Source organism: Nocardia sp. NPDC004722 (genome assembly GCF_053601505.1).
This window is the reverse complement of sequence record NZ_JBSGBY010000017.1, coordinates 24,571-34,798: the sequence shown is the minus strand read 5'-3', so window position 1 is coordinate 34,798 and position 10,228 is coordinate 24,571. Positions and strand designations below refer to the sequence as shown.

At 67.3% G+C, this 10,228-nt stretch carries 9 protein-coding genes and 1 pseudogene; 5 read left to right on the top strand and 5 right to left on the bottom strand.

Annotated features, from left to right (window positions below):
• Together ACWELQ_RS04065 and ACWELQ_RS04060 are read right to left on the bottom strand one after the other, a co-directional pair.
• A pseudogene (locus ACWELQ_RS04065) lies at positions 1 to 426 on the bottom strand (hypothetical protein); the annotation flags it as partial.
• 55 nt (positions 427 to 481) lie between these two features.
• Positions 482 to 1,357, bottom strand: a complete 876-nt coding sequence (locus ACWELQ_RS04060) for a glycosyl hydrolase family 32 (protein ID WP_452395547.1) — start codon at positions 1,355 to 1,357, stop codon at positions 482 to 484.
• A gap of 54 nt (positions 1,358 to 1,411) precedes the next feature.
• On the opposite strand from ACWELQ_RS04060, the gene ACWELQ_RS04055 reads away from it, so the two are divergent.
• The 4 genes from ACWELQ_RS04055 to ACWELQ_RS04040 all read left to right on the top strand — a co-directional run bounded on the left by ACWELQ_RS04055 (position 1,412) and on the right by ACWELQ_RS04040 (position 5,610).
• Positions 1,412 to 2,503, top strand: coding sequence for a winged helix DNA-binding domain-containing protein (locus ACWELQ_RS04055; protein ID WP_452395546.1), 1,092 nt, complete (start codon positions 1,412 to 1,414; stop codon positions 2,501 to 2,503).
• Between the two features lie 73 nt (positions 2,504 to 2,576).
• On the top strand, positions 2,577 to 2,894 hold the full coding sequence (locus ACWELQ_RS04050; RefSeq protein ID WP_452395545.1) for a type VII secretion target: 318 nt from the start codon (positions 2,577 to 2,579) through the stop codon (positions 2,892 to 2,894).
• Positions 2,894 to 4,741, top strand: a complete 1,848-nt coding sequence (locus ACWELQ_RS04045; RefSeq protein ID WP_452395544.1) for a hypothetical protein — start codon at positions 2,894 to 2,896, stop codon at positions 4,739 to 4,741. The genes ACWELQ_RS04050 and ACWELQ_RS04045 overlap by 1 nt, the downstream gene beginning before the upstream one ends.
• On the top strand, positions 4,738 to 5,610 hold the full coding sequence (locus tag ACWELQ_RS04040; protein WP_452395543.1) for a hypothetical protein: 873 nt from the start codon (positions 4,738 to 4,740) through the stop codon (positions 5,608 to 5,610). Before ACWELQ_RS04045 ends, ACWELQ_RS04040 begins: the two co-directional genes overlap by 4 nt.
• 1 nt (position 5,611) lies before the next feature.
• Here the strand turns inward: ACWELQ_RS04040 and ACWELQ_RS04035 are convergent, their stop codons facing one another.
• Genes ACWELQ_RS04035 through ACWELQ_RS04025 form a run of 3 tightly spaced genes read right to left on the bottom strand, consistent with a single transcriptional unit; the run spans position 5,612 to position 8,993 of the window.
• Positions 5,612 to 6,355: a succinate dehydrogenase/fumarate reductase iron-sulfur subunit gene (locus tag ACWELQ_RS04035; RefSeq protein WP_452395542.1), complete on the bottom strand. Its 744-nt coding sequence runs from the start codon at positions 6,353 to 6,355 to the stop codon at positions 5,612 to 5,614.
• 14 nt (positions 6,356 to 6,369) lie between these two features.
• Positions 6,370 to 8,304 carry a fumarate reductase/succinate dehydrogenase flavoprotein subunit gene (locus ACWELQ_RS04030; RefSeq protein ID WP_452395541.1) on the bottom strand — a complete coding sequence of 645 codons (1,935 nt, stop codon included), beginning with the start codon at positions 8,302 to 8,304 and terminating at the stop codon, positions 6,370 to 6,372.
• Between the two features lie 2 nt (positions 8,305 to 8,306).
• The gene (locus ACWELQ_RS04025; protein WP_452395540.1) at positions 8,307 to 8,993 is read right to left on the bottom strand and encodes a succinate dehydrogenase cytochrome b subunit; all 687 of its coding nucleotides are present in this window, start codon (positions 8,991 to 8,993) and stop codon (positions 8,307 to 8,309) included.
• 199 nt (positions 8,994 to 9,192) lie between these two features.
• Here ACWELQ_RS04025 and ACWELQ_RS04020 point away from each other — a divergent pair, with 199 nt between their 5' ends.
• On the top strand, positions 9,193 to 10,149 hold the full coding sequence (locus ACWELQ_RS04020) for a LysR family transcriptional regulator (protein WP_452395539.1): 957 nt from the start codon (positions 9,193 to 9,195) through the stop codon (positions 10,147 to 10,149).
• Positions 10,150 to 10,228 lie beyond the last annotated feature (79 nt).

Genomic DNA, 10,228 nt, shown 5'->3' with positions numbered 1-10,228 from the left:
CTCCCCGATAGCCGCGATGAGTTCGGGATCGGCGGGATCACCCCACAGCCGGGCGTGTTCGCGCCCGATCTGATCGAGCGCGCCGCCCGCGGCCAGCATGCCCACCATGCCCGGCTGCACCGGATCGATATTCGACAGCAACAGCAGCGGACCGTCGAGCGCGCCCGCCGCCAGCATGGTGAAGTGCGGGAACGCCCACACCGCGTAGTGCAGCACGGTCAGATCGACCCCGGCCGCGGCCACCTGCCGGGCCACGGTCACCGCACGATCGTTGCCGCCGATGGGTTCCACACCGCGAATCACGGTGTGCCCGGCCGCGGTCAGCTCGGCGACGAGCCGATCCTCCGCCGTCCGAATGAATCCGACGATGCCGCCGTGCACGTAGTCGCGGCCGTCGGAAAGACTGATCACGCCGATTCGGGCCATTCGCCTGCCTCCCCGCACTGGGTGGGACTCTCGACTCCCGATTCAGAATCCCAGTTCAGACCGCACGCCACGCCCGAAATCGGATTTTCGGCCGCTTCGGGAAAACCAAGGGCGCGAGGAAGACTCCGCCCTGCCCCCAGCCCGCGTGGGTGATCCAGAGGGTGTGGTCGTGGGTGATCATCTCGGCGGCGTGGGCCGGGACATGCCCCACGCGGTCGGACGTGTCGAAGTGAAAAGGGTTGTCGCTGCGAAAGATCTCGGTGCCGACGTAGTCGGGGCGGGGGCCGATCAGGAGATACCAGGCGTCGTCATGAGCGAAGACGAAGGGTGATTCGGTATTGCCCGCTCCCGTGCCGATGGCCGGATCGGTGTAGGCGATGCGGCGATCGCTCCAGTGCACGAGGTCGGAGCCGGTGCGATAGGCGACGACGTGATGGCCGCCCGCGGCAGCGCTCGTCGCGCAGTAGTACAGCACCCATTGATCGTTCATCCGAAGGACCATCGGGTCGCGGGCGTCGTAGCCGTCGCGGAAGACCGGACTACGGGGATGCCGGATCCAGTGGAACAGATCCGTGGAGGTGGCCAGGCCCATCCCGGTTGCGGTGCGGTCGGTTCCGCCGCCGTCGTAGAACATCCAGTAGCGGTCGCCGTCATGGACGACGAAGGGAGCCCACAGGTGGGTCTCGCCCCGGGCGCGATCGGCGGTCAGCACCGAGGGCCGCTTGGTCCACGGCCCGTGCGGATCCGCGGCGGTGGCGTGCGCGAACTCGGTCTCGTCGAACGGGTCGGCGGGTTCGGGATGGGTGATCCCGAACAGATGCCAAAACCCGGCGGTGTCGCGGATCAGGCAGTGGTCGTTGATGTACCAGCGCCGATCGGGCTCGCTCGGGTCGTAGATGTGCCGGAACTCCCCCGCCCGCACGCCGTCCATATCCACTCTCCATCTAGGACCGGAACCGTCCTACTAGTCCCCGACACTGGATTCATGCCGGAACTCTCGCTGCGCACCCTGAACCGCACCCTGCTGCTGCGTCAGAAGCTGAACGAACGGGTCACCATGCCCGCCGCCGACCTGATCCACCACCTCGTCGCGGTGCAGGCACAGGAACCGAACTGGCCCTACATCGGCCTGTGGACCCGGCTCGCCGACTTCCGCCACGACGACCTCGCCTCCCTGCTGCGCGACCGAACCGTGGTGCGCGCCACCATGATCCGCCGCACCGTGCACCTGGCCACCGCCGCCGACTACCGCTGGCTGTACCCGACCGTGCGCCCCGACATCGAGCGCACCCTGCGCTCGTTCTACCTCCGCGACGCCACCGCCGGCCTGGATATCGCCGAATTCGCCTCCACCGCACGGCAATTGCTGACCGGCCGCACCCTCCCCCGCCGCGAACTGGGCAAACTGCTGGCCGAACGCTTCCCCGGCCGGGAGTCGGGCCACCTGGTCCACGCCCTCGGCGTCATCCACCCCCTCCTGCACGATGACGCCGCGGGCACGTGGGGCTCGTGGTACGGCCGCTCGGTCTCGGTTTCCCTGGCCGAGGAATGGCTGAACGCACCCCTGTCCGACTCCCCCACCCCCGAAACCCTCATCCGCCGCTACCTGGCCGCCTACGGCCCCGCCACCACCGCCGACATCCAAGAATTCGCAGGCGTAACCCGCCTCTCTGAAGTCATGACCCGCCTCCGCCCCGAACTCCGCACCTACACAGACGATTCCGGCCGCACCCTCTACGACCTCCCCGAAGCCCCGATCGCCGACCCCGACCTCCCGGCCCCCATCCGCTTCCTCCCCGCCTTCGACAACTCCTGCCTCGCCCACCGCGACCGCACCCGCATCATCAGCACCCCCGACCGAGCCCGCATCGCCAAAACCGCCTCCGGCGGCATCCCCTTCTACCTCGTAGACGGCTTCGTCCACGGCCGCTGGGACCTCGAAGGCTCCACCATCCGAGTAACCCCCTGGCATCCCCTCACCAAGTCCACCGAAGCCGCCGTCCGAGCCGAAGCCGAGCAACTCCTACCAGTGATATCCCCCTCCGAAGAAGGCAAGGTCATCATAGAAACACGCTGATCAGACCCCCCTTCCAGCAAGCAGCAAAGTTCCGGCAATGATACGGTTGCCGCGATTACCTGGGAGGGGATCCATGGGTCTGAAAGTCACCCCGGCCACGCTGACCGCCGCGGCCGACACCATCGGAAAGCTCGCGGACACCGTGAAGGACACCAAAGCCACGCCGCCGCTCGGCGCGAGCCGCGGGGTGGACGGCATGAAGGGCTCGGCCATCGCCGCCGCCCTCGGCAAGGCCGATCCGGCGAGCACGGTCGCCAAAAATGTCCTCTGTGGTCGCTTCCAGCAGTTCTCGTCGGCCCTGTCGACCTCGGCGAAGACCTACCACGACACCGATAGCGAGGCCGCCGCCAAACTGGCCGCCATCGGCGAACTCAACGACGGCCAGATCTGATGGGCACGCCGAGCAAGGACCAGGTCCTGGCCTGGAATCCGCTATCCCTCGCCGACGTGGCCTCCTCCGCCAATGGCATCGTGATCACCATCGACAACACTGCGGAAACCGTGCAGCGCACCATCCACAACCTGGACTGGTCCGGACCCGCCGCCGCCTCCGCCCTCGGCCGCGCCGACCACGAGTACACCCAGATCAAGGCCGTAGGCACCGCGTACTTCAATCTGGCCGACGCATGCTCTCAGGCGTACTCGGCGATGCAGCCGATCATCGCGGACCTCCAATCGAGCGTGAAGGCGCTCGAAGGCGATCACTTCACCGTCGATCAAGACTTCACCGTCAAAGACACGCTGAACGACAGCAAACGCGCCGACGACGCCAAGAACGACACCATCCGCCTGCAAGGCTTGGCCACCTCCCTCGGCGACAGCGACGACGCCTGGGCCGCCAAGATCACCACGGCGATCGGCGAGATCGAAAAGCTCGCCCCGGTAACCAAACTCGTCAACCCGCTCATCAACCTTCTGACCGGCGGCCTCCCCCAGGCCCAAGGCGGCGATGTCTTCAACCCGGCCCTGGCGGCGGTGAAACTCCACGACGGCGTCCCGGTCTCCACCGACCTCCCCAACGGCGGCCGCATCACCCTCACCCCCAACCCCGACGGCACCATCACCACCGCTGAATCGACGGTCCAACCCGACGGCACCATCGTCACCAAAACTCACACCGGCACCGGCCCCGAGACAACGTCGGTCGCCACCCCGCGCAACGACGGCACCGGCATCATCGACACCGTCACCACCGCCGCGGACGGCACCCAGACCCGAACAGTCTCAACCCCCAAGGGCGACGGCCGAATCGGCACCCGCCCGGTCAACACCGACGGCACCCTCGGCCCCGAGACACTGTCCAGCCCGCTCGGCAATGGTGCGACCCTCACCGAAATCCCTGGTGCAGACGGCAAATCCGTCACAAATGTCCTCACCCGCCCGGACGGCTCCACCAATACCCAGACTTTTGCCATCGGCCCTGACGGCAAGCAGCAGTTGACCGCGACGGCCAACTCCAGCGGCACGCGCTCCACGCTGGAGCCCGACGGCTCCATCTACACCCAGTACGCCGACGGTCGTTCCGCGATGACCACGACACAGCCGGATGGCAGGGTCGTGACAAGGTTCAGCGATGGGTCCGTCCTCGGTTCTGCGACGCCTCAGCCAGGGCAGCCCGGTCCGTCGGCATGGGACTCGGTCAAGGCTTGGACCGGCCAGCAGGTTGGAGACTTCTGGGATTCGACGACAGGAACGTTCAAGGAGCACCCCGGGGCCGTCACCACTGGCATCGTCTCCGATGCCGCGGGCAAGCAGATCGGTCTGTCGAGCCAGTCCATGGCCCAACGCGCACAAGCCCTCTCCCAGACATCCGATGACGCGCTGACTCGCATGGTCACCCAACTCGAGGCCGGTGACCCAGCGGCTGGACGCAGTGCGGTCACCGCCGTCAACGCCGCCGATGATGCCGCAGGCCTGGCGGCGAAGGCCGAAACACTGGGGAAGATCAGCAAGTTCGGTGGCCCCGTCGCCAGTGGTGGACTCGCCGCCTATGTGAATTGGCAGGACTGGGAAAACGGCAAGCCCGCTCCGGCCGCCATCGCAAATACGGTCGGCACCACGGTCGGCGATGTCGGCGGAGCTTGGGCGGGCGCAGCTCTCGGGGCTCAGGTTGGTCTCCTCGGTGGCCCGTTCGTCGAGGTCACCGTTCCGGTCTTCACCGTCCTCGGCGCGGCCGCAGGCGGGTGGTTCGGTGGCTCGCTGGGCGGCTGGGCAGCAGAGAAACCATTCGACAAATGACAGGTATGAGGCAGGTCGGCATGCGAATTCCCTGGCCCACCGAATTCGGCGCAACCCCGAGGTGGCCGATAGCCGCGATCATATTCTTCGGTGCCGCCAGCGTGTATTACACGGCGGTGACCGTCGGGGGAATCTCTGCGGGACAAGGCATTCGGGCATTGTTCGGCGCCTCGGGCCTGGTGCTCTCGATGCTGTTCGTCGCGTTGAGCGCACTGCGGCTGCGGCCGCACCGGCCAACCTCCGCGGGGCGAATCCTGCTCCCGGTCGATGAGAGCGGCGAGCGATCCGTCGCTGTCCCCATGACCGCGTTGACCTATGTGCTGGGATCGCTGCTGTGCTTGTCCGGCGGCCTGTTCCTTTTGATGCTGGCGGTTACCCGCTTCACTTCCCGTTCGAGCGCCCCCACGTCGCGCATCGTATTGGCGATCCCGTTGCTCGCCGTCGCGTTGGCCGCGATCGCAGTGGCCGCGCTACTGATTGCGGCACTACGTGTTCCGCGACGCCTCGTGCTTTCCGAGCGCGGCATCCGCCAGAACAACGGCGCGCTCGAGCAATACCTCCCGTGGGCCGCTGTAAATGCCGTCGTTCCTACCTGCGATGACCCCACCGGCGGTCGCTCGCGACGCCGCATCCCGATGGTGTTGATCCAGCCGCGCGAACCGTCGGATATCGCGGTGCCTTGGCGATTCCGATGGTTCCGACAGCGCACCTACCTCGATGTGATCTCGATACAGCCCATCATGTACCCGGTCGACGGCGGACTGCTCTACCACACCATCCAGTTCTATTGGCAACATCCCGAACTGCGCGGTGAACTGTCCACCGACGCCGCGATCGAGCGGATGCGGCGGGGAGACGTGCTCGGGTAGGTCAGGGGCGGTGGCGGGTGGCGCGGAGGAGGTCGTGGTTGAGGCGGCCGATTACGTCTTGGGGGATTTCTTTGGGGCAGGCGAGGGTGCATTCGCCGGTGTTGGTGCAGCCGCCGAAGTCTAGGGCGTCGTGGGTTTCGAGCATGGCCGCTACGCGGGAGTAGCGTTCGGGTTGGCCTTGGGGGAGGAGGCCGAGGTGGGTGATTTTGGCGGCGGTGAAGAGCATGGCGGAGCCGTTGGGGCAGGCGGCTACGCAGGCGCCGCAGCCTATGCACTCCGCCGCTTGGAAGGCGTAGTCGGCGGCGGGTTTGGGGATGGGGACGGAGTGGGCTTCGGGGGCGGTGCCGGTGGGGGCGGTGATGTAGCCGCCGGATTGGATGATCTTGTCGAAGGCGGTGCGGTCTACGACGAGGTCTTTGACGACGGGGAAAGCCTTGGCACGCCAGGGTTCCACGGTGATGGTGTCGCCGTCGGTGAACTTGCGCATGTGGAGTTGGCAGGTGGTGGTGGCTTTTTCGGGGCCGTGGGGGGTGCCGTCGATGACGAGCGAGCACATGCCGCAGATGCCTTCGCGGCAGTCGTGGTCGAAGGCGATGGGCTCCTCCCCCGCGCCGGTGAGCTCTTCGTTGAGGACGTCGAGCATCTCGAGGAAGGACGCGTCGGGTGAGATGTCGACCCGGTAGTCGACGAGGCCGCCCTTGTCCCGGGAGTCGCGCTGCCGCCAGATCCGCAGTGTGAGTTTCATTTCCGGTGCTCCCCTTACTTGTAGGACCGGGTGGTCGGGTGGACGTACTCGAAGGTGAGGGCCTCGCGGTGCAGCGTCGGCGGCTGCCCGCCGTTCCACTCCCAGGCCGCGACATACGAGAAGTTCGCGTCGTCGCGGCGGGCCTCGCCGTCCTCGGTCTGCGATTCGGCGCGGAAGTGGCCGCCCGCGGATTCGGTGCGGTGCAGCGCGTCGACGACCATGAGTTCGGCCAGTTCGAGGAAGTCGGCGACCCGGCCCGCCCGTTCGAGCGACTGATTGAGGTCGTCGCCGGAGCCGGGCACGTTGACGCGCTCCCAGAACTCCGCGCGCAGTGCGGGAATCAGGGTGAGCGCCTTGCGCAGTCCCGCCTCGGTGCGTTCCATCCCGCAGTACTCCCACATCAGGTGGCCGAGTTCCCGATGGAAGGAATCGACCGTGCGATCACCCTTGATGGACAGCAGCCGATCGATCATCGAAACGACCCGCGCCTCAGCGGCTTTCACCGCCGCGTCCGGCACCTCCCCGACCGGCCCGCGCGCCAGATAGTCGCCGAGGGTGGCCGGGAGCACGAAGTATCCGTCGGCCAGTCCCTGCATGAGCGCCGACGCGCCCAGTCGGTTCGCGCCGTGATCGGAGAAGTTGGCCTCCCCGATGACGAACAGCCCGGGAATGGTGGATTGCAGGTCGTAGTCGACCCACAGCCCGCCCATCGTATAGTGCACGGCCGGGAAGATGCGCATGGGCCGCGCGTACGGATCCTCCCCGGTGATCCGCTCGTACATCGTGAACAGGTTGCCGTACTTGGCTTTCACCGCTTCCAGCCCGAGCCGGGAGATCGCCTCGGCGAAGTCCAGGTAGACGCCCAGCCCGCCGGGCCCGACCCCGCGCCCCTCGTCGCACACGTTCTTGGCGGCCCGCGAGGCGATATCGCGCGGAACCAGATTCCCGAACGCCGGGTAGATGCGCTCGAGGTAGTAGTCGCGCTCGTCCTCCGGAATGTCCTCGGGCGCACGGTGATCGCCGACCCGCGCGGGCACCCACACCCGTCCGTCGTTGCGCAGCGACTCCGACATGAGCGTCAGCTTCGACTGATGCTCGCCCGACACCGGGATGCAGGTCGGATGGATCTGGGTGAAGCACGGATTGGCGAAGTACGCGCCGTGCTTGTGCGCGCGCCAGGACGCGGTGACATTCGAGCCCATGGCATTGGTCGACAGGAAGTAGGCGTTGCTGTACCCGCCCGAGGCGAGCACCACCGCGTCCCCGGTGTAGGACCGGATCGCCCCGGTGACGAGGTCACGCACCACCACGCCGCGCGCCACCCCGTCGACCATGATCAGGTCGAGCATCTCGTGACGGGCATGCAATTCCACTGTGCCCGCGTCGATCTGACGCATCAAAGCCTGATACGCGCCCAGCAGCAGCTGCTGCCCCGTCTGCCCGCGCGCGTAGAAGGTCCGAGAGACCTGCGTCCCGCCGAAGGATCGATTGTCGAGCAGACCGCCGTACTCGCGCGCGAACGGAACACCTTGCGCCACACACTGATCGATGATCTGGGTCGAGATCTCCGCGAGCCGGTGCACATTCGACTCCCGCGACCGGTAGTCCCCGCCCTTGACGGTGTCGTAGAACAGCCGGTGCACGCTGTCACCGTCGTTGCGATAGTTCTTGGCGGCATTGATACCGCCTTGCGCCGCAATGGAATGCGCGCGGCGCGGCGAATCCTGGAAGCAGAACTGGATGACGTGATACCCCTGCTCCCCCAGCGTCGCTCCCGCCGCGCCGCCCGCGAGCCCGGTGCCGATGACGATGACCGTCCTCTTGCGCTTGTTCGTCGGATTGACCAGCTTGGCCTCGAACTTGCGGGTGGTCCAGCGCTCGGCGATCGGCCCGGTCGGGGCCTTGGTGTCGGCGATCGGCTCGCCGATCTCGAAAAGTCTTTCACTCATGGCTATTTCACCCATCCGAACGTGACGGCGACCGGGACGGCCAGGAAACCCGCGACCAGCACGGCCGAGACGATGGCCGCCACCCGGTCGTAGGCCCGATAACTGCTGCCGCTCGCCAGCCCGAGAGTCTGGAAGGCGCTGCGAATCCCGTGCCGCAGATGCAGCCCGACCGCGACGATGGCGACGACATAGAACACGGTGACGTACCAGTGCGAGGGCGCGAAGTCGGCCACCACCTTCTCGTAGGGAGTCGCGGCGCGGCCCACCGGATTCACTGCGCCGAAGGTCAGATCCAGCAGATGCCAGACCACATACAGGGCGATGATCACCCCACCCCACCGCATGGTGCGCACGGCATACCCATTGGCATGCGACTTCTTCACCGCGTACCGCACCGGCCGTGCCCGCCGCGCGGTGCGGGCCAGCGAGACCGCCGACCACAGATGCGCGAGCACGCTCACCCCGAGCACGACCTCCGCCGCCGTCAGCACCCCGCGCCGGGGGATGGCGGGCTCGCCGATCGTGCGCAGCCACTCGGCGTAGTGGTTGAACTCGGACGCGCCCAAGAAGACCTTCAGATTCCCGGCCATGTGGGCGATGAGGAAGAGAACGAGAATGCCCCCGGTCACCGCCATCACGGCCTTCTTGCCCACCGTCGTGCGGTAGAGCTCGGGTAATGCGATAGCCATGAGCGGAAGCTACGTCCGCCGCGCGCAGCCGGTCCAAGTCCGCTTGGGACTGGTGTCCATGACCGTGGCCTATGGACCGAGCTGCGCACCGAATTACTACTGCCGGTAGTGAATTCGTGGCGTGAACGATGTCACACGGCAGTTGTGATCATTGCCTCGGCATCGTCTTTCCGAAGTCCATAGTCCTAGGCTATCGAGGGTGCAGTTGCAGCAGTTGACGTACTTCCTCGGCGTGGCGCAGGCCAGGCATTTCACCAAGGCCGCCGATGAGCTCGGCGTCGCACAGCCCTCGCTGTCCAAGCAGATCCGCACGCTGGAAACCGAACTCGGCACCGAGCTGTTCAGCCGCGCCCGCGGCAATATCACCCTGACCCCGGCCGGGGAGGCGCTGCTCCCGCTGGCCACCCGGATCCTGGCCGATGTCGACACGGCACGCCTCGAGGTGCAGGAGCTGGCCGGACTGCGGCGCGGCCGGGTGCGGCTGGGCGCGACGCCCTCGCTGTGCTCGGGGCTGCTGGCCGACGCGCTGCGCCGCTATCACGACGCGTACCCGGGAATCAGCCTGCTGGTCGAGGAGGGCGGTTCCCGCGATCTGGTGCGGCAATTGACAAGGGGCGCATTGGATTCGGCGCTGGTCATCCTGCCGCTGGCCGAGGACACCCCGCTGGCCACCACCCCGATCCTGCGCGAGGACCTGGTGATCGCCACCCGGTTCGACGACACCTCCCTGCCGCAGCGCCCGCACCTGCGCGTCACCGACCTGCGCGACCGGCCCCTGGTCATGTTCCGCACCGGCTACGACCTGCGCGAAGCCACCATCGGCGCCTGCCGCGAGGCGGGCTTCGAACCCCGCTTCGCGGTCGAGGGCGGCGAGATGGATGCCGTCCTGCGCTTCGTGGAGGTGGGCCTGGGCATCGCGGTCGTACCGAGCACAGTCCTGGCCGGACGCCCCGGACTGCGCGGCATCCCGCTCTCCGGCGACGGCGGGCACGCCGCCCACGGCCTGCACCGCACCGTCGCCCTCGCCCACCGCAAGGACGTCACCCCCACCCACGCCGCCCGCGCCTTCCGCACCACCCTGGAAACCTTCATCCGCGAGGCTGACCTGACCGGCGATCTCCCGGCGGGCGTGCGATCACTGCTGCCGGTGGCGTGAACTGTCCGCAGCTGGCGTGACGACGTCGGTCCTACGCGCCAAATCGCTTCTTACGCTCCCTGAGTCGATATCCGCCATG